This is a genomic window from Microcella indica (assembly GCF_013414345.1).
Lineage (GTDB): Bacteria > Actinomycetota > Actinomycetes > Actinomycetales > Microbacteriaceae > Microcella > Microcella indica.
The window spans coordinates 1,158,825-1,176,554 of sequence record NZ_CP058670.1; the positions used below are offsets into that span (position 1 = coordinate 1,158,825).

Consider the following 17,730-nt stretch of genomic DNA (forward strand, 5'->3'; position numbering starts at 1 on the left):
TCCCAGACCGCTCCGAGCCGACCAACTGGCTTCCCCCGCTCTGGCAATCCTCGCGCTCGGTCTCGCCCTCGCTTCCATCCTTGTATGGCTTAGGTCCCTGCACTCGCCCCTCGCACTACACCTGCCGTTCTACTTCATGTTCGCGTGAGTCAGCCGGCCGGCGACCTTGCGGACGCAACCTGCCACCTTCGTGGACCACGGCATTGCGAACCGTCTTATCGTCAACACCAAGCCTCGCGGCGACCTCCTTCAGGGTGAGCCCATCCGCATAGAGAGCAGCTGCGTGGACACGGCCAGCTTCACTGAGGCCAGGAGTCCGCAGAGCGCCACCAGACTCAAGCACGAACTTCGGGATCGTGCCGCGATGAACTCCGTACTTTGCGGCTATCGTGCGAACGGGTATCCCAGCCTTGTAGTCGGCGACGAGTTCGGCCCGCCGCTCAGCGGTCAATCGTGTTTGAGACTTCGCCGGATTTTTCGCGACCACGCCCCGTGTGTCGCGCCTTTCCGGGGTTCGAGTCCGAGGCCCGTGCCCATCAGTACCCTTGAGAACACGGCGAATCAACGATTTCAGCGCCGGACGCTTGTTTGAGAATCGCCTGGGAAGGCCCACCCTCGATACCCCCGCTCGTGCGCGGTCCCGTCCGCGCCCTTCGCGTCACGGTTCGCCGCCGCAATGTCGGGGCCCGCGCTTAGCGTGGACGCGTGCCGGTGAGTGTGGAGCAGTGGTGGGCGCGCCGCCAATGGGTGACCGGTCGCGACGTGCCGCATCCGATTGGAGAATTCCGGGATGCCTGGGCCGCCTTCCCGAGACTCGTCGATCAGTTCCACCCCGACCGCAATCACGAGCTCGTGCTGAGCCAGATCCCGCCCGCCGCCGACGTGTGGCTGCTGTGGGTCTGCGGCATCGGGCACGACTTCGTCGCGACGCCCGCCGAGCAGCGCGCCCGCCCCGCGCGCTCGCGTCGCTCGTGGTGCCCCGTGTGCGCGACCCCCTCCGCCTTGCCGCCCGCGCCCAAGTGGCCACGTGGCATCCCGCGCCCCGCCCCGCACCTCGACCTCCACAATTCAGGAGTCGGCGAGGTGGGCGGCCTGGTCTCGGCCGCGGAAATACAGGGTTCTCGCCCCTCACGTCGGCGTGTCGCGCACGTCCCGGCCGCACGAACTCCTGAGTTGTGGAGGGAGGCGGGGGAGGTAGCGCCGGGCGAGGCGTTCGTCAGCGGGGCGGCGTCGCGCGCGTCGTCATCGGCTCAGGAGCGGCTGCGGATGCTCGTGTCCGAGCGACTCGACGTCGACCTGAGCCCCAACGCCGTGCGGGTGCGCACCCCGTTCTTCGGCAAGCTCGAGGTCTGGCCAGATCTCGTGCTGCCCGAGCTCGCGATCGCCGTCGAGTTCGACACGATCGGGCGCGCGGCCGACGAGCACGTGGGGGAGCGCGAGCGCGTCGACCGGCGCAAGGACAGGCTGCTCGCCGAGGTGGGCTGGGTCGTCATCCGGATGCGCTGCCGCCCCCTTCAAGCGCTAGGGCCGCACGACCTCGTCGTGCCGGGGGTCTCGGCGCGCGCGGCGGACGAACTCGTCGATCGCATGGCCGACGCGCGCGGCGAGCTCATGGTCGCGGCCTACCGCTCCACGCCCGGAGGCTGAGGGCGCCGCACCAGGATGAGACCCGGCCGAGCATGCCGACGCACGGCGCGCCTGCCGCGATCTAGGAGACTGCTGAACAAGGGGTCTTGACCGTGGTCGGCTGGGCCGTGTCGGTTCTCTGGGCGGGCGTCGGTGGCTCGGTTCTTGGTCTGCCGTGCCAATAGTTGTCTGCCCGGAAGGCGGCGTTGCGGCACTGTTGGCGGGGGTTCCGCCGAGCTGCGACCGTGATTGGGCGCACTGGCTGGCTCTATCCGAGCGCCCAGTTCCCGTTGTGGAAGGTGAGGCCGAGGTTGAGAAGTCGTTTGAGGTTGATTCCGGCGGCGCGGGTGACCCACCAGGCGTTGTTCTTCGCGACGCCACGGAACGGCACGCGTCTGGCGTCGCGGGTGAGCCACGCGATTGAGCGTTCGACCATTGGCCGGTGTTGCCGGTAATCGGCTTGGAAGCCAGGATCCGCGGCTCGGGCCCGGTGTTCGCGTTTGATCCGGTCATGCGCAGTCACGGTCATCTTCCGTCCTCGCGCCGCCGTGGTGCATCGAAGCTTCAACGGACAGGAGGAGCAGACGCTGCCGAAGGTCACTGTTCCCTTGGCGGCGATCGGTCGGGTGACTCCGGCCGGGCAGGTCATCGTTCCCGCGGTGTCATCGACGGTGAAGTCATCGATGGTGAACCCGTCAGGAACCGCCCGGGCCAGCGGCATCGGCTTGATAATCGCGGTGTGACCGGCGGTTCCGATCTGGTCGAGCAGCTCACCGCTGCCGTAGGCCGAATCGGCCAGCACGTCGACCGGTTCCTCGCCGATGCTGGTATCGGCGGTGAGCAGCTCCGCCCCGCGGGCCGCGTCGCTGTTCGCCGCCCCGGACGCCTTCGTGAGGGCGGCAGCGGTGACCAGACCGGTGTCCGGCTCGATCACAACGTGGGCTTTGAAGCCGTCCTGCTTCTTCTCCCGCGACTTGTGCGCATGCCGGGTGTCCGGATCAACGGTTGAGATCATCCGCTCCGGGGCGACCTTCCGGGCGATCCGCCACCGCCCATCGGTGCCATCGGAATCCTCCGCCGGCTCAACGTCCTGCCCTGCGACCAGTGCCAGCAACGCCACCGTTTCCTGCTCCTTCTCGCTCAGTTCGACACCGTCGAGCTCCGCCAGCAGCGTCAACGCGTCGTTCACCAACGCTGAGACGAGCAGATCGCGGGCGGCCGGGTCATCCCAGGCAATGTCCGGCTTCCCAGGCGTGGAGTAGTCATGCCCGGGCAGGCCCGCGATGAGCTCCGCCGTTGCGGGGACCTCCCGCCCGACTCGGCGGATCTGCGCGATCAGCTGGGTCACCGTGTCCTGCCGGGCAACCGCATCGTCGAGGATCGTGGAATCGATCGCCCGTCGCCGTCGACCGGTCAACGCCCCCGACTGAGCGATGACCTCGGCCACGGCATCGAAGATGCGATGCGGCCGCTCACTGCCAGCCAGACGGCGCCGCCAATACGTCAACACCGACGGGTGGAACGCTGTCTGGGCCACCGCGAACCCACAGGCCGCTTTCCAGCGCAGATCAAACGTGACCGCCTCCGCAGTCTCCCGATCGGAGAGGTTATGAATCGTCTGCAACACCAACACCGACGCGATCACATCCGCCGGGATCGAGGGACGACCCCGCCCGGACGGGAACAGATCCGCGAACGCGTCATCCGGGAACAGTTGCCTCCGGTGAGCGGCCAGGAACGCGAACACCGACCCCCGCGGGAGCAAATGACCCGCCCAGGACTGAACTGAATCCCCCCGGCGTGTTCGGAGACTCGATTCCTTGGAAGGATCAGTCTCATGGCACGACCCAACAAGTATCCGCGCGAGCTTCGTGAGCGCGCAGTCCGCATGGTCGCCGAGGTGCGGCCTGACTATCCCAGCGAGCACGCCGCGATCACCGCGGTCGCCGGCATGCTCGGCATCGGCTCGCCCGAAACGGTCCGAACCTGGATTCGGCGGCAGCAGGTCGATGTCGGCCAACGGCCGGGGGTGACCACCGAGGCGCAGGCGGAGATCAAGAAGCTCAAACGAGAGAACGCCGAGTTGCGGCGGGCGAACGAGATATTGAAGGCGGCTTCGGCTTTCTTCGCGGCCGAACTCGACCGGCCAGCGAAGCGATAGTCGCGTTCATCACCGACCACAAGGACCGCAATGATGGTGGCCTGCGATGGGGTGTCGAGTCGATCTGCGCCGTGCTCACCCAGCATGAGGTGAAGATCGCCCCATCGACCTACTATGACGCCCGCAAGCGTCGACCCTCAGCGCGGCAGGTGTCCGATGAGCGGTGGAAGCCGATCGTGCTGGGCTGCTGGCAGCGGCAACGGCGCGTGCTGGGCGCTCGGAAGCTCTGGTTGCGTCTGCGCCGCGAGGGCCACGACATTGCCCGTTGCACGGTGGAGCGCCTCATGCGCGAGCTCGGCATCGCTGGCGTGCGACGTGGGAAACGCACCAATCCGGTCGATGCTGACCCGCGCGAGACCAGACCTGCCGACCTTGTCGATCGGCATTTCGCCAGGTTCCGCACGAACCAACTCTGGGTCGCTGACTTCACCTACGTGTGGTCGTGGTCCGGATGGGTTTACGTCGCGTTCGTGTTCGATGTTCACTCCCGCCGCATCCTGGGCTGGCGGGCGGCGACGAGAATGACGACGCCGCTGGTGCTCGACTGCCTGGAGATGGCGTTCTGGACCAGGCGCCGCGAGGGCGTCGCCGACTTCGCCGGACTGACGCATCACACCGATGCCGGCAGCGTCTATACGTCCATTGCCTTCACCGACCGCCTGATCGAGGAAGGCATCGACCCCTCGGTTGGATCCGTCGGCGACGCCTACGACAACTCCCTCGCGGAGTCCCAGATCGGACTCTATAAGACCGAGTTGATCCATCACGAAGGGCCCTGGCGAAACGTCGATCAGGTCGAGGCCGCGACCGCGGACTGGGTGCAGTGGTTTAACACCGAACGCATCCACAGTTCGATCGATGACCTCACCCCGATCGAACTGGAGCAGCTCGAATATGCTCTGACCGAGCCCCTCGAACAAGCGGGCTGACACCAGCAATACGCTCTCCGAACACGCCGGGGGGATTCAAACATCCAACAGTTGACGCTGACCATCGTCACTACCCTGCATGAACCAAGTCTTAACCCGCAGCCCGGACCAGTCCGCAGGCGCGCCTTAAACCCCCGAATTGTTCAGCGGTCTCCTAGAGGAACAGCGCCCAGAGCAGCGCGACGAAGACGAGCACGAACACCGCGGGCCCGACGACGCGCACGATCTCGATGCCGCGCGACGTCGCGATGATGCGGTCGGCGATCGCCGAGCGGCTCTCGAGCGCGCGCAACTCGGTCACGACCGCGCGACCCTCGTTGGCCGCGGCGATCTGGGCCGCGGCGCCGAGCAGGCCCGAGGCTAGAAGGATGCCGGCCGCCGCGAGGCGCACGGGCAGGTCGGAGTCGCCGAGGCCCAGGGCGAGCATCCCGACCGTCGCCGTCAGCAGCAGCGTCGGGGCGATCTGCGAGATGATGATGTGCCACCGGGCGCTCGCCCAGTGCGTGAGAAGTTCGCTCTCGGTCATGGCCACACGATAACCCGGCCCGCCGTGAGCACGCGGGGGAGGCTGGGCGGTGGCGGCAGCGATCGGGGCGCTCGTGCTCGCCTCCGTGCTGTGGGGCACCACGGGAACCTCGGCGACGTTCCTGACCGGGGGCGTCAGCCCACTCGCGATCGGCGCGACGACGATGACCCTGGGCGGAGCGCTCCTGTTCGCGACCTCCGCGCGGTCCTCCCTCGCGGTCGTGCGCGACCGTTCCCACCGAGGCTGGCTTCTCGCGGCGGCCGCCGGCATGGTGGTCTACCCGCTGACCTTCTACGCGGCCATGGATCTCGCGGGCGTCGCGATCGGCAACGTCGTCTCCCTCGGCTCCGGCCCGCTCTTCGCGGCGCTGCTGGAATGGCGCGTCGGCCGACAGAGGCTGACGCTGCGCTGGATGCTCAGCACGGCGGTCGCGCTCGTGGGGGTCGCCCTGCTCGTGGGAGGGGGTCACGGCGCGGGCTCTGTCGTCGACCCGGCGACCGTGCCGCTCGGCGTCCTGCTGGGGCTCGCCGCCGGGGCGGGCTATGCGCTCTTCACCTACGCGGCTGGAGTCATCGTGCGCGCGGGGCACGGCGGGCGCGCGACGATGGGAGCGGCGTTCGGTCTCGCCGCCGTGCCGCTCTCCGTCGTCATGCTCGTCACCGCCGCGCCGTTGGTCGCCACGGTCGCCAATGCCGGCATCGCGGTGTACCTCGCCGTGGGCCCGATGTTCCTCGCCTACGTGCTCTTCGCTCGCAGCCTGCGCGAGTTGCGCAGCTCGACCGTGACCGTCGTGACGCTGCTCGAACCCCTCGTCGCGACGCTGCTCGCGGTCGCCGTCGTGGGCGAGCGGCTCGAGGCTGCGGGATGGGTGGGGCTCGCCCTCATCCTCGTCGGAGTAACTGTGCTCTCTACGGCTCGTCACCCGCGACAGAGGGCGTGACCGCCCTATCATCAGGGCATGGTCGACGAGCAGCAGCCGCCCGAGGACGACGCGACGTCGATGGAGCCACCCGGACCCCGGCGCTCGACGTACACGCCGCCCCCCACTGACGCCCAGTACGATGCGAGCGCGACCGACGACGACGCGCTCGCGGGAGCGCTCGCGCAGGAGTTCCGTCGGTGGACGCCGCCGCCGCGCCGCACGGAGAGCACGCCCGAGACGGGCCGCGAACCGGCCTCCCCGGCAGCGGCACCCGCGACACCGGCACCGCCCCCCTCGGAGCCCGCGCCGGTCGAATCATCCCCGGTGGAGTCATCCCCGGTCGAGTCCGTGCCCCCGCCTCCCGCGTATCGCGCGCCGACTGAGCCGGCACCGGCTGAGCCGTCTCATCCCGCTCCGTCGACCTGGTGGTCGGCTCCTCCCGTACCGCCTCAGCCTGCCCCTCCGATCGCGGAGCAGCCAAGCGACGAGCCAGCGGCGACCGCCCCGCACAGCGAACCCGCCTACTCGCCCTCGCGCGCCGTCCCCGCAGAGCCACTGCCTCCCGCCGCACCGCAGCCCCCGGCAGCGTCGCCCGCAGCCGCAACGCCCGCAGCCGCAACGCCCGCAGCGTCAGACGGTCCGCCCCCGGGCATCCCCGCTCCGCCGCGCCGTGAGTCGATGACGGACGAGCAGCTTCTCGCCGCCGCAGACCTCGATGCTCCCGACCACGACACGAGCGCACTCCTCGACCTCCTCGAACAGCAGCTGCTTCTGCGCGAGGCCGAGGTGGCCCGTCTGGGGGAGTGGGAGCGCCACGTGCGCGAGACCGCCGGCCCCGCGGCCGAGCCGCTCGTCGCCGAGGTGCGCGCGCAGTTCACGGGGTCGATTCCCATCGTCGGCGGCATCGCGGCCCCGCAGCGCGCGCCCGAACCTGCCCCGGCAGAGCCCGGGCCGACGGAGCCAGCACCGACAGAGCCAGCGCCGCCGGAGCCCTCCCGGTCAGAGGAACCGCAGTCGGAGCATCACGCATCCGCCCCGACGGCGGAGGCCGAGCCGATGCCCTCGGAGCAGTCTCCGGCCGCTCCGGCGTCGGTGGAGTCCGCCTCGGCGCCGCCGAGCGGCCCCGAGCTCGACCTCGCGCTCGCGGATGCCCCGCCGCCCTTCGGCGCGACGGCAGCCGACGTGCCGCCACCCCCCTCGGCCGCTGCTGATGACGACGCACCTCCGCCGCTCGTGGAGCCCGAGACCTCGGCGCCTGGGTCGCTCGACCCTGAGGTGCTCACGGGGCCGACGAGTCTCGAGGCGATCTTCGGCGCAGCCGTGGCTGCCGAGAACGCCGAGCCGACGACTGATGAGAGCGCGCTCGGCGAGCCATCGCCCGCCACCGTCGTCGACGACGCGCCGCTCGAGGAACCCGCTGCGAGCGACACCGACCCGGCGGCCGCGTTCGGCTTCGAGGACCTGCTGCGCGAGCCCGAGCCCGAGCCTGACCAGGAACTCCGAGCCGCCGAGGCGACCGCCGCGGGAGCTGCCGTCGCGGCCACGGCCACGACGGTGCCTCCCGCGGAGGCGGCTCTGCGGTCGGACACGATCGAGCCGGCCACGCCCCCGGCCGCCCGCGTCGAGTCGACGAGTCTCGAACCGACGCCGGCCGAGCAGCGCGCAGGAGCCTCGGTGCGCCTGTTCTGGCTGTGGTTCGCGGTCAACGCCTCCGTCGTGAGCATCGGCCTGGGCGCGGTCGTGTTCTCGCTCGGCATGAGCCTCCGGCAGGCGATTCTCGCGACTCTCATCGGTGTGGCGATGTCGTTCCTGCCGCTGGGTCTCGGCACTCTCGCGAGCAAATGGAGCGGCCAGCCGACGATGGTCGTCTCCCGGGCAACGTTCGGCACGGCCGGCAACGTCCTGCCGGCACTCGTCGCCCTCGTGAGCCGCGCGCTGTGGGCGTCGGCCCTGCTCTGGATGCTCGCCGCAGGTGTCGCGGAGATCCTGGTCGGCGGGCAGGTCGTGACGACGCTCGGCCGGCTCGAGCTCTCCCTCATCGCCGCGGGTCTCGCTCTCATCCTGTCGGCGCTCATCGCCGGATTCGGTTTCGGCATGATCGCTGTCGTGAGCGCTGTCGTGAGCGCGCTCGCGGGCATCCTCGTCGTGGGCATCATCGTCCTCACGGTCGAGTACGTCGATCTCGATCTGGCGCTCTCCGTCGCGGATGGACCGTGGGCGCTGCTCGCGACCGGTGCGATTCTCGTGTTCAGCGTCGTCGGGCTCGCGTGGGCGCACGGCAGCGGCGACGTCGCGCGCTATCAGGCGCAGGGCACGAGCGGCGCCGCTGCCGTGCTGTGGGCGACGTTCGGGGCGACGATCCCCTCCTTCCTGCTCATCGGGTGGGGCACCGTGCTCGCCGCCTCGAACCCGTTCATCGCCGAGGGCCTCGTGGCGAACCCGGTCGACCTGATCTCACGACTGCTGCCGCTCTGGTACCCGGTGCCGCTCATCGCGGCGGTCGCGCTGAGTCTCATCACCGCCGCAGCGCTCGCCCTGTACTCGGGCGGGTTCGCGCTGCAGGCCCTCGGCGCGCGACTGCCGCGCCCGATGGCCGTCCTCGTGACGGTCGTCGTGTCCGGCGCCCTCCTCGCCGTGCTGCTGCTCGCCGTGACCGACCTCGACAGCCTGTTCCGCGATGTGCTCACGACCCTCGCCGTGCCGATCGCGGCCTGGGCGGGCATCTTCGGGGCGGAGGTCAGCCTCCGCGCGGCGACCCGTTCGGGCCGCCTCCACGCGCCCTCGCTCCTTCGCTCCGGCGGCGTCTACCCGGCGATCCGCTGGGTCAACCTCTCCATGCTCCTCGTCGCGACCGCTGTCGGCTGGGGATTCACGACCGCCACGGTGGTGGGGCTGCAATGGCAGGGCTACCTGTGGGGCGTCGTGGAGCTGCCGGCGGACGGCGCGCTCGTGTCGAGCGACGTCGGTGTCGCGGTCGCGCTCGGACTCGGGCTGCTCACGCCGCTCGTGGCGGGCATCCCGGGCCTGCGTCGACTCCAGCGCGCGGAGCGCGCTGCATCCGGCACCACGGTGCCGCAGGCGAGCCTCATCGGCGAGAACGCGGGGGCGGCGACCGCGACAGGGACGACCTCGACGATCGTCACCGCTGCGGAGCGCGCCCCGTGACGACGCTGCAGAACGTGCTCGACGCGATCGAGAGCCTGTGGCCCGCACGTGGCGCTGAAGGGTGGGATGCGCCCGGCCTCCTGAGCGGCGACCCCGCCGCGGGCGTCTCGCGCATCCTGCTCGCCGTGGATGCTGTCGCCGCGACCGTCGACGAGGCCATCGAGGGCGACCACGACCTCCTGCTCGTGCATCACCCGCTGCTCATGCGCGGCGTCACGACGGTCGCGGAGTCGACGGCGAAGGGCGCGATGCTCGCTCGGCTCATCCGCGGCGAGTGCGCCCTCGTCGCCGCCCACACGAACGCGGACATCGTCGAGACGGGCACGAGCGGGCGACTCGCGGAGCTCCTGCAGCTGCGCGAGGTCGCGGCGATCGCCGAGGGCCCCACCAGCAACGGCCATGGCGGCGACGGGCGCGCCGGTGACGGGCACGGGGTCACCGGACTCGGCCGCACCGGCGTCCTTCCCGAGGCGACGACCCTCGGCGAGCTCGCACGCACGCTCGCGCAGCTGCTGCCGGCGACGGCGGGGGGCGTGCGCGTCGGCGGCGAGTACGACCGCCGCGTCGCCAGGATCGCCCTGTGCGGGGGAGCGGGCGACTCCCTGCTCGCCGAGCCGGCCGTGCGCGACAGCGACGTGTACATCACCTCAGACCTGCGGCATCACCCCGCGAGCGAGGCGCTCGAGACTGCCCGAGTCGCCGGGGGTCCCGCGCTCATCGACGTCTCCCACTGGGCGAGCGAGTGGCTGTGGCTCGACACCGCCGCTGCCGAGCTGCGCACGGCGCTTCCGGGTGTGGAGGTGGTCGTGAGCGAGCTGCGCACCGACCCGTGGGACTTCGTTGTGGTTCAGTAGTCACATGGCCCTCACCGCACCCCCCGAGACGCAGGCGCTCCTGCTCGACCTGCAGGCTCTCGACACCCACCTGCAGCAGCTCGCGCACCGCGAGAAGACCCTTCCCGAGCACGAGACCCTCACGGCCATCACCGCGGAATCCGAGTCGGTGCGCGCGACGCTCGTCGATGCGCGCGGCGACCTCGACGACTCCCGCACCGAGCTAGGTCGTGTGGAGTCCGACGTCGACCTGGTCGAGAAGCGCATCGCGCGCGACACCGACCGACTGCAGTCGAGCTCCTCCGTCAAAGACATCCAGGGGCTCGAGCACGAGGTCGCCTCGCTGCGCACGAGGCTGAACGACCTGGAGGAGATCCAGCTCGCCGTCATGGAGCGCGTCGAGGTCCTCGAGCTCACGGTCGAGGCTGCCGAATCGCAGCACCGGGATCACGCCGCACGTCTCTCCGCCGCGCAGGAGGCGTACGACGCTGCTCTGGCGGCGCTCCGCGAGGAGCGGGCCGGAGTGCTCGCGCAGCGAGAGACTCTGTCGGCGAGCATCCCCGATGATCTTCTGGCCCTCTACGAGAAGCAGCGCGAGCGCTACGGCGTGGGGGCCTCGCATCTGCGCGCCCGCGTCTCGAGCGCGAGCGGGGTCGAGCTGACCGGCAGCGATCTGGAGACCGTGCGCTCCGCGGCTCCCGACGCCGTCGTCATGTGCCCTGACTCGAACGCGATCCTCGTGCGCACCGGGGAGTCGGGCCTGTGACGCGAGAGCTGCTCGTCGAGGCCGACGGCGGCTCGCGCGGCAACCCCGGCCCCGCCGCGGGTGGCGCCGTCGTGATCGATCCGGCAAGCGGCGAGGTGCTCGCCGAGGTCGGCGTCTGGGTGGGCACGGCGACCAACAACGTGGCCGAGTACTCGGGAATGCTCGCCGGGGTGCGCCGCGCTCTCGCGATCGCTCCGGATGCTGAGCTCACGATCCGCATGGACTCCAAGCTCGTCGTCGAGCAGATGATGGGCCGCTGGAAGATCAAGCACCCCGCCATGGCCGAGCTCGCCGCCGAAGCGCGGCGGGTGCTCTCCGGCACACCCGTGCGCTTCGAGTGGGTGCCGCGCCTGCAGAACTCGCGCGCCGACAAGTGCGCGAACGACGCGATGGACGCTCGGGCCTCGTTCGAGCGCTGAGCGGTGCACGACCGAGAGGATACCCGCGGCGAGCATCCCGCACGCGGTAGCCTGGGAGCGCAAGTGGGCCGGCCAGACGGTCGCGTCGGAGGCACGCCCCGCGAGGGGAACGACTCCGCCGAGGAACGTCCGGGCTCCGCAGAGCAGGGCGGTGGGTAACACCCACCCGGAGAAATCCGCGAGAACAGTGCAACAGAGAGCAGACCGCCGTCGGCTTCGGCCGACGGTAAGGGTGAAACGGTGGTGTAAGAGACCACCAGGGGCCCGAGTGATCGGGCGCGCTGGGCAAACCTCGCCCGGAGCAAGGTCAGACAGGCACCGATGAAGCTGCTCGCTGAGGTGTCGGGTAGACCGCTAGAGGGCTGCGGCAACGTAGTCCCGAGAGAGATGGCCGTCGAAGGGGAGAGATCCCTGGAACAGAACCCGGCGTATCGGCCGACCCACTTGCCCTATGCACACCCCACATGCCCTAATCGGCATGCACAACACGCCGATCGCGGCATGAAACGCCAAGGTTCGGCGCCTAGGGTGAACAGCATCCACCGGGCAACCGCCCGTTCTTCTGTCGGCTGGGAAGTCGCGTTTCGACTCCAAAGGCCGTCATGACCAGTTCTTCCTCGTCCGCGCCCGGCACCATCCGTCGCACGTCTCCGCGGGATCCGGGGTCCGTGGGGCCCACGAGCACCTACAGCGCCCTCATGCGCACCGTCCGCGACAGCGGTCTGCTGCGTCGGCGTCGTGGCTTCTACTACGCGGTGTTCGCGGGTCTCGCCCTCGCGCTCGGCGGCCTCACCACGGGCTTCGTGCTGCTCGGCGACAGCTGGTACCAGCTCCTCATCGCGGCAGGCCTCGGTCTCGTCCTCACGCAGATCGCCTTCGTCACCCACGAGGCCTCGCACCGGCAGATCTTCACCTCGGGTGTCGCCAACGATCGACTCGGCCGCATCCTCGCCGCTGGCGTCGTGGGCATCAGCTACCACTGGTGGATGCACAAGCACTCGCGTCACCACGCGAAGCCCAACCAGAAGGGCGCCGACCCCGACATCGCTCCCGACACGATCACGTTCATGCCGGAGGATGCCGCGAAGTCGACGGGCGCGATGGCGCTCATCACCCGCAAGCAGGGCTATCTGTTCTTCCCGCTTCTCACGCTCGAGGGCATCAACCTCCACCTGCGCTCCATCATCACGCTCTTCGACCGCGGACGCGTCGAGGGTCGCTTCCTCGAGCTCGGGCTCATCACAGCGCGCTTGAGCCTCTACATCGCCGTTGTCTTCTGGGCCCTGCCGCTGGGCATGGCCTTCGCGTTCCTCGGTGTGCAGCTCGCCGTCTTCGGCGTCTACATGGGCGCCTCCTTCGCGCCCAACCACAAGGGCATGCCGATCCTCCCCGCCGACACCGACCTCGACTTCCTCACGCGCCAGGTCATGACCTCGCGCAACCTGCGCGGCGGATGGTGGTCGACGGCGATGTTCGGTGGCCTCAACTACCAGATCGAACACCACCTCTTCCCGAACATGCCCCGCCCCGCGCTGCGGCACGCGGCGCAGATCGTGCGGGAGCACTCGCGCACGCTCGGCATCCCCTACACCGAGGCGGGCATCCTCGAGTCGTACCGCATCGTCATCCGCTATCTCAACGAGGTCGGTCTCGCCGCGCGCGACCCCTTCGACTGCCCGATGGTGAACCGCTTCCGCCGAACATGACGGCCGGGCGGACACCGCAGCGCCCTCCCGCCTCGGGCTAGTCGGCGGCGAGGGCTGCGGCGCCGATGATGCCTGCATTGTTGCGCAGTTCGGCTGGAACGATCGGCGCGCGCAGGTCGAGCAGGGGCAGGAACTCCTCGTGACTCTTGGAGATACCCCCTCCGACGACGAAGAGGCTCGGCGAGAAGAGGAACTCGACGTGGCTGTAGAAGCGCTGCAGGCGCTCCGCCCACTCCGCGAAGCTCAGCTCCTCCCGCTCGCGCGCGGAGTTCGCCGCGCGGCTCTCGGCGTCGGCGCCATCGATCTCGAGGTGGCCGAGCTCGCTGTTCGGGATGAGCGTGCCGCGGTGGATGAGCGCGCTGCCGATGCCCGTGCCGAGAGTCGTCATGATCACGAGCCCGCGCACGTCGCGGGCGGCGCCGAACCTCGCCTCGGCGAACCCGGCCGCATCCGCGTCGTTGACGAAGTGCATGTCGCGGCCGAGCGCCTCCCCGAACGCAGCGTCGGCATCGAGCCCGATCCAGGCATCGCTCACGTTGGCGGCCGACATGGTGCGGCCCTCGAGCACGATCGCGGGGAAGCAGACGCCGAGGTGCGCAGCGTCACCGCCGCCGGCCTCCACCTCGAGCTCGTGCACGATCTCGCGCACCGTCTCGATGATGCCGGCCGGCTCGCCGTTCTCCGGGGTGGAGCGCTTGACGCGGTCGCTCGCGAGCTCACCAGAGTCGAGGTCGACGAGGGCTCCCTTGATGCCGGTGCCGCCGATGTCGATGCCGATCGCGTGGCTCATGGTGGGGCTCCTTCGGTCGGTGAGGCGGGTCTCACGGCAGCGTGAGAATCTCCGCGCCGCGCTCGGTGACGACGAGCGTGTGCTCGAACTGCGCCGTCAGCTGCTTGTCCTTGGTCGTGACCGTCCAGTCGTCGGCCCACAGATCCCACTCGATCGTGCCGAGGGTGAGCATGGGCTCGATCGTGAAGACCATGCCGGGCTCCATGACGGTCGCGTACTGGGGTGCAGCGTCGTAGTGCGGCACGATGAGTCCGCTGTGGAACGAGCGGCCCACGCCGTGGCCGGTGAAGTCGCGCACGACGCCGTAGCCGAAGCGCTTCGCGTACGCCTCGATCGCGCGGCCGATGACGTTGATCTGACGTCCGGGCGCGACGGCCTTGATGCCGCGCCGCAGAGCCTCCTCGGTGCGCTCGACGAGCAGCCGGGCATCCTCGCTCGCCTCGTCCACCAGGAAGGTGCGGTTCAGGTCGCCGTGCACGCCGTCCTTGAACGCCGTGACGTCGATGTTGACGAGGTCGCCCTCGACGATGACCGTATCGTCGGGGATGCCGTGGCAGATGACCTCGTTGAGGCTCGTGCAGCACGACTTCGGGTAGCCGCGGTAGCCGAGGGTCGAGGGGTAGGCGCCATGGTCGAGCATGAACTCGTGGGCGATGCGGTCGAGCTCGTCGGTCGTGACTCCGGGCGCGATGGCGGCACCGGCGGCCTCTATCGCTCCAGCAGCGATGCGGCCCGCAGTGCGGATGAGCTCGATCGTCTCGGCGTCGTAGACATCGCCGCCGACGTGCGGGCTCGGCTCCGCCTTGCCGACGTACTCGGGGCGCGGGATGCTCGCCGGCACGGCACGCTGCGCTGAGAGTCGCCCGGCGACGAGGTGACCGGAGGCGTCGCGGGGCATAGAGTCGAGTCTACCGATCGGGGGAGGGGCTTCATGGCGCACAACGACGAGCAGCAGTGGTGGTACAACCACAAGACGGACGAGGTCGAGCAGGGCAAGCAATCGCTCGGCTCCGACCGCGACGGCCCGTACGCGACGGAGGCCGAGGCCCGCCGCGCGCCCGAGATCGCGCGTGAGCGCGCCCGCGCGTGGGCAGCCGAGGAGGCCGAGCGAGAGCAGTGACCCCCGCGTCGTGCCAGATCTGGCGCGAAGGGGCGCTCAAGTTCGGCGCACCAACCACTTTGCGGCGAATCTGGGCCGCTCCGCACGCCGTGCGCTAGTTGGCGCGCTCCTGCAGCGCCTGCTCGGCGGTCGCGTCGCTGTAGCTGTGCTGCTCGTCGGGGTAGGCGCCCGACTCGACATCGGCGCGGAACGCGAGAGCGGCATCCGTGAGCACCTGCCGCAGGTTCGCGTACTGCTTGACGAACTTCGGAATGCGGCCGCCGCCGAGCCCCGCCCAGTCGGTCCACACGACGAGCTGGCCGTCGCAGTGCGGGCCGCCGCCAACGGAGATGGTCGGGATGCTCAGCTCGGCCGTCACGCGCTGCGCGGCCTCCGCGGGCACCATCTCGAGCACCACCGCGAAGGCGCCCGCGTCTTCGACCGCGTGCGCGTCCGCGAGCAACTGGTCGGCAGCGTCGCCACGGCCCTGGATGACGTGGCCCCCGAGACCGTGCTCGCTCTGCGGCGTGAAGCCGATGTGCGCCATGACGGGGATGCCCGCCTCGACGATGCGGCGGATCTGCTCGGCCGAGCGCACCCCGCCCTCGAGCTTCACGGCGTGCGCCCCCGTCTCCTTCATGAAGCGGAATGCCGTGTGCAGTGCTTCATCGGGGCCGGTCTCGTACGAGCCGAAGGGCATGTCGGCGACGACGAGCGCGCGCTTCACGCCGCTCACGACGCCGCGCGTGAGGGGGATCAGGTCGTCGATCGTCACGGGCAGGGTCGTGTCGTAGCCGAGCACGGTGTTGCCCGCCGAGTCTCCGACGAGCAGGAAGTCGATGCCGGCCTCGTCGAAGATCTGAGCGGTGAGCACGTCGTAGGACGTGAGGCCCGTGATCTTGATGCCCTGCTCCTTCGCCCGGGCGAAGTGACGGGTGCGGACTCTCTTCGGTGATGCCTCAGCCATGCCGCCCAGCCTAGACCCGGGCTCTACTCGGTCGGCCTGTACGCGCGGGGGTCGGCGGGCCGCCGCGACAGACAGCTACTCGGTGGGTCGATACGTAATCGGCAACCGCCGGTCGCGCCCGAACGCCATTCCCGAGATCTTCGGGCCGATCGCACCCTGGCGGCGCTTCCACTCGGCGCGGTCGACGAGCCGCGTCACGAAGTCGACGGTCTCGCGGTCGAAGCCGAGCGCGACGACGTCGTCGTGGCCGAGCGAGCGCGTCACGTAGGCGTCGAGGATCGCGTCGAGCACCTCATACGGCGGCAGCGTGTCCTGGTCGGTCTGGTCGGGCCGCAGTTCGGCGCTCGGCGGCTTCTCGATCGAGCCGCGGGGGATCGGCGGGGTCTCGCCGCGGGCCTCGGCGTGCGCGTTGCGCCAGCGCGCGAGCTCCCACACGAGCAGCTTCGGCACGTCCTTGATGGGCGCGAACCCGCCGACCGAGTCGCCGTAGATGGTCGAGTATCCGACGGCGAGCTCGGTCTTGTTGCCGGTCGTGAGCACGAGGTGACCGTGCATGTTGGAGAGCCCCATGAGGATGACGCCGCGGATGCGCGCCTGCAGATTCTCGGCGGCGACCCCGTCGAGCTTCAGCTGCGTCTCGACGGGCTCCACGAGCGCGGCGATGGGCTCGACCGAGTAGGGCAGGCCGAGCCGCTCGGCGAGGTCGTCGGCGTCGGAGCGCGAGTGGTCCGAGCTCCACTGCGAGGGCATCGAGACGCCGTGGACGTTCTCGGCGCCGATCGCGTCGGCGGCGATCGCGGCGCACACGCTCGAGTCGATGCCGCCCGAGAGTCCCAGGACGACGCTGCGGAAGCCGTTCTTGCGCACGTAGTCGCGCGTGCCGGTCACGAGAGCGTTCCAGACCTGCTCGCGGTCGTCCGCGAGCTCGGCGATGTCGTTCTCGAGCGGCGATCGGTCGGGGGAGCCCGCCGCGGCGAGCTCGACGCGCCGCACCGCGGGGGGAAGGTCGGCCTGGGCGGCCTCGGCCGCATCCACGTCGACGACGAGAAGGTGCTCGGCGAACTGCGGAGCGCGCGCGAGGATGCGGCCGGTGCCGTCCACCACGACGCTGTCCCCGTCGAAGACGAGGTCGTCTTGACCGCCGACGATGTTCACGTAGGCGACGACTGTGTCCGTCTCGGTCGCGCGCCGGGTCACGAGCGGCAGCCGCACCTCGTCCTTGTCGCGCTCGAAGGGGCTCGCGTTGAGCACGACGAGCACGCCAGCGTCGGCCTCGAGCACGCGGCCGACGGGGCCGCCGTCGCGCCACAGGTCCTCGCACACGATGATGGCGACGTCGACGCCGCGCACCCGCACGACGAGCAGCTCGTCGCCCGGGATGAACACCCGGTACTCGTCGAACACCGAATAGTTGGGCAAGTGGTGCTTCGCGTACAGGGCGAGCACCGTGCCGCCCTGCAGCACGCTCGCGCAGTTCTGCGCGATCGCGGTCGGAGCGTTCGAGGTGCCGAGCAGGCGCGGCTCGAAGGGACCCTCGGGGTGGCCCACGACGACGGCGATATCGCCGAGGCCCTCCGCCTGCAGTCGCTCGGCGAGGGCGGGCACGGCGCGGCTCGCGGCGGCGAGGAACGACGGCCGGGAGGCGAGGTCCTCGATCGGATAGCCGGTGAGAGCCATCTCCCCGGTCACGAGGATGTCCGCACCCTGCCGCACGGCCGCTCGCGCGGCCTCGACGATCTGCTCGGTGTTGCCGAGAAGGTCCCCGACGACGGGGTTCGACTGGGCCAGGGCCAAGCGGAGTCGGGGCATACCCAGTAGCCT

16 protein-coding genes and 1 other RNA gene are annotated in these 17,730 nt (G+C 70.2%); 10 read left to right on the forward strand and 7 right to left on the reverse strand.

Annotated features, from left to right (window positions below):
* Positions 1-115: 115 nt before the first annotated feature.
* Positions 116-613 (reverse strand): helix-turn-helix domain-containing protein, encoded by a 498-nt coding sequence (locus HUJ41_RS12900; RefSeq protein WP_348531843.1) that lies wholly within the window; start codon positions 611-613, stop codon positions 116-118.
* A gap of 92 nt (positions 614-705) precedes the next feature.
* Between HUJ41_RS12900 and HUJ41_RS05660 the strand changes: the two genes are divergently transcribed.
* Entirely contained in the window at positions 706-1,647 is a 942-nt protein-coding gene (locus HUJ41_RS05660) for a hypothetical protein (RefSeq protein ID WP_179873696.1), read from the forward strand.
* A 247-nt stretch (positions 1,648-1,894) separates the two neighbouring features.
* Here the strand turns inward: HUJ41_RS05660 and HUJ41_RS05665 are convergent, their stop codons facing one another.
* Positions 1,895-3,391, reverse strand: a complete 1,497-nt coding sequence (locus tag HUJ41_RS05665) for an IS1182 family transposase (protein ID WP_179873697.1) — start codon at positions 3,389-3,391, stop codon at positions 1,895-1,897.
* Between the two features lie 72 nt (positions 3,392-3,463).
* Between HUJ41_RS05665 and HUJ41_RS05670 the strand changes: the two genes are divergently transcribed.
* Positions 3,464-4,716, forward strand: a protein-coding gene (locus HUJ41_RS05670) for an IS3 family transposase (protein WP_179872076.1) whose coding sequence is annotated in 2 segments (ribosomal slippage) — positions 3,464-3,746 and positions 3,746-4,716 — 1,254 coding nt in all. Because the reading frame shifts where the segments join, the coding sequence is not laid out codon by codon here.
* Positions 4,717-4,870: 154 nt separating this feature from the next.
* Here HUJ41_RS05670 and HUJ41_RS05675 read toward each other — a convergent pair.
* Positions 4,871-5,242, reverse strand: a complete 372-nt coding sequence (locus tag HUJ41_RS05675; RefSeq protein WP_179873698.1) for a hypothetical protein — start codon at positions 5,240-5,242, stop codon at positions 4,871-4,873.
* Positions 5,243-5,291: 49 nt separating this feature from the next.
* On the opposite strand from HUJ41_RS05675, the gene HUJ41_RS05680 reads away from it, so the two are divergent.
* The 7 genes from HUJ41_RS05680 (at position 5,292) to HUJ41_RS05705 (ending at position 13,053) form a co-directional block, all read left to right on the forward strand.
* Complete coding sequence (locus HUJ41_RS05680) at positions 5,292-6,182, forward strand: DMT family transporter (RefSeq protein WP_179873699.1); 891 nt, start codon at positions 5,292-5,294, stop codon at positions 6,180-6,182.
* Between the two features lie 660 nt (positions 6,183-6,842).
* Positions 6,843-9,329: a purine-cytosine permease family protein gene (locus HUJ41_RS12755; protein WP_246299337.1), complete on the forward strand. Its 2,487-nt coding sequence runs from the start codon at positions 6,843-6,845 to the stop codon at positions 9,327-9,329.
* Positions 9,326-10,183 (forward strand): Nif3-like dinuclear metal center hexameric protein, encoded by an 858-nt coding sequence (locus HUJ41_RS05685; RefSeq protein WP_246299338.1) that lies wholly within the window; start codon positions 9,326-9,328, stop codon positions 10,181-10,183. Before HUJ41_RS12755 ends, HUJ41_RS05685 begins: the two co-directional genes overlap by 4 nt.
* 4 nt (positions 10,184-10,187) lie before the next feature.
* The gene (locus tag HUJ41_RS05690) at positions 10,188-10,928 is read left to right on the forward strand and encodes a zinc ribbon domain-containing protein (RefSeq protein ID WP_179873701.1); all 741 of its coding nucleotides are present in this window, start codon (positions 10,188-10,190) and stop codon (positions 10,926-10,928) included.
* The gene (locus tag HUJ41_RS05695) at positions 10,925-11,347 is read left to right on the forward strand and encodes a reverse transcriptase-like protein (RefSeq protein WP_179873702.1); all 423 of its coding nucleotides are present in this window, start codon (positions 10,925-10,927) and stop codon (positions 11,345-11,347) included. The genes HUJ41_RS05690 and HUJ41_RS05695 overlap by 4 nt, the downstream gene beginning before the upstream one ends.
* 64 nt (positions 11,348-11,411) lie before the next feature.
* An RNA gene (gene rnpB, locus HUJ41_RS05700) (RNase P RNA component class A) lies at positions 11,412-11,794 on the forward strand.
* Between the two features lie 155 nt (positions 11,795-11,949).
* Positions 11,950-13,053, forward strand: a complete 1,104-nt coding sequence (locus HUJ41_RS05705) for a fatty acid desaturase family protein (protein ID WP_179873703.1) — start codon at positions 11,950-11,952, stop codon at positions 13,051-13,053.
* A 37-nt stretch (positions 13,054-13,090) separates the two neighbouring features.
* On the opposite strand, the gene ppgK is transcribed toward HUJ41_RS05705, so the two are convergent.
* Both ppgK and map read right to left on the reverse strand, forming a co-directional pair.
* On the reverse strand, positions 13,091-13,843 hold the full coding sequence (ppgK, locus tag HUJ41_RS05710) for a polyphosphate--glucose phosphotransferase (RefSeq protein WP_179873704.1): 753 nt from the start codon (positions 13,841-13,843) through the stop codon (positions 13,091-13,093).
* A gap of 31 nt (positions 13,844-13,874) precedes the next feature.
* Entirely contained in the window at positions 13,875-14,741 is an 867-nt protein-coding gene (gene map, locus HUJ41_RS05715; protein WP_179873705.1) for a type I methionyl aminopeptidase, read from the reverse strand.
* Positions 14,742-14,774: 33 nt separating this feature from the next.
* Here map and HUJ41_RS05720 point away from each other — a divergent pair, with 33 nt between their 5' ends.
* Complete coding sequence (locus tag HUJ41_RS05720) at positions 14,775-14,963, forward strand: methionine aminopeptidase (protein WP_179873706.1); 189 nt, start codon at positions 14,775-14,777, stop codon at positions 14,961-14,963.
* Positions 14,964-15,057: 94 nt separating this feature from the next.
* On the opposite strand, the gene panB is transcribed toward HUJ41_RS05720, so the two are convergent.
* Both panB and HUJ41_RS05730 read right to left on the reverse strand, forming a co-directional pair.
* A complete protein-coding gene (gene panB / locus HUJ41_RS05725; protein WP_179873707.1) occupies positions 15,058-15,909 on the reverse strand; it encodes a 3-methyl-2-oxobutanoate hydroxymethyltransferase in 852 nt (283 codons plus the stop codon).
* 75 nt (positions 15,910-15,984) lie between these two features.
* Complete coding sequence (locus HUJ41_RS05730) at positions 15,985-17,718, reverse strand: NAD+ synthase (RefSeq protein WP_179873708.1); 1,734 nt, start codon at positions 17,716-17,718, stop codon at positions 15,985-15,987.
* Positions 17,719-17,730 lie beyond the last annotated feature (12 nt).

Coding starts and splice junctions, on each gene's coding strand:
- HUJ41_RS05675 (WP_179873698.1), bottom strand. CDS start 5,242: ATGACCGAGAGCGAACTTCTCACGCACTGGGCGAGCGCCCGGTGGCAC.
- HUJ41_RS12755 (WP_246299337.1), top strand. CDS start 6,843: ATGACGGACGAGCAGCTTCTCGCCGCCGCAGACCTCGATGCTCCCGAC.
- panB (WP_179873707.1), bottom strand. CDS start 15,909: ATGGCTGAGGCATCACCGAAGAGAGTCCGCACCCGTCACTTCGCCCGG.
- HUJ41_RS05720 (WP_179873706.1), top strand. CDS start 14,775: ATGGCGCACAACGACGAGCAGCAGTGGTGGTACAACCACAAGACGGAC.
- map (WP_179873705.1), bottom strand. CDS start 14,741: ATGCCCCGCGACGCCTCCGGTCACCTCGTCGCCGGGCGACTCTCAGCG.
- ppgK (WP_179873704.1), bottom strand. CDS start 13,843: ATGAGCCACGCGATCGGCATCGACATCGGCGGCACCGGCATCAAGGGA.
- HUJ41_RS05705 (WP_179873703.1), top strand. CDS start 11,950: ATGACCAGTTCTTCCTCGTCCGCGCCCGGCACCATCCGTCGCACGTCT.
- HUJ41_RS05730 (WP_179873708.1), bottom strand. CDS start 17,718: ATGCCCCGACTCCGCTTGGCCCTGGCCCAGTCGAACCCCGTCGTCGGG.
- HUJ41_RS05690 (WP_179873701.1), top strand. CDS start 10,188: ATGGCCCTCACCGCACCCCCCGAGACGCAGGCGCTCCTGCTCGACCTG.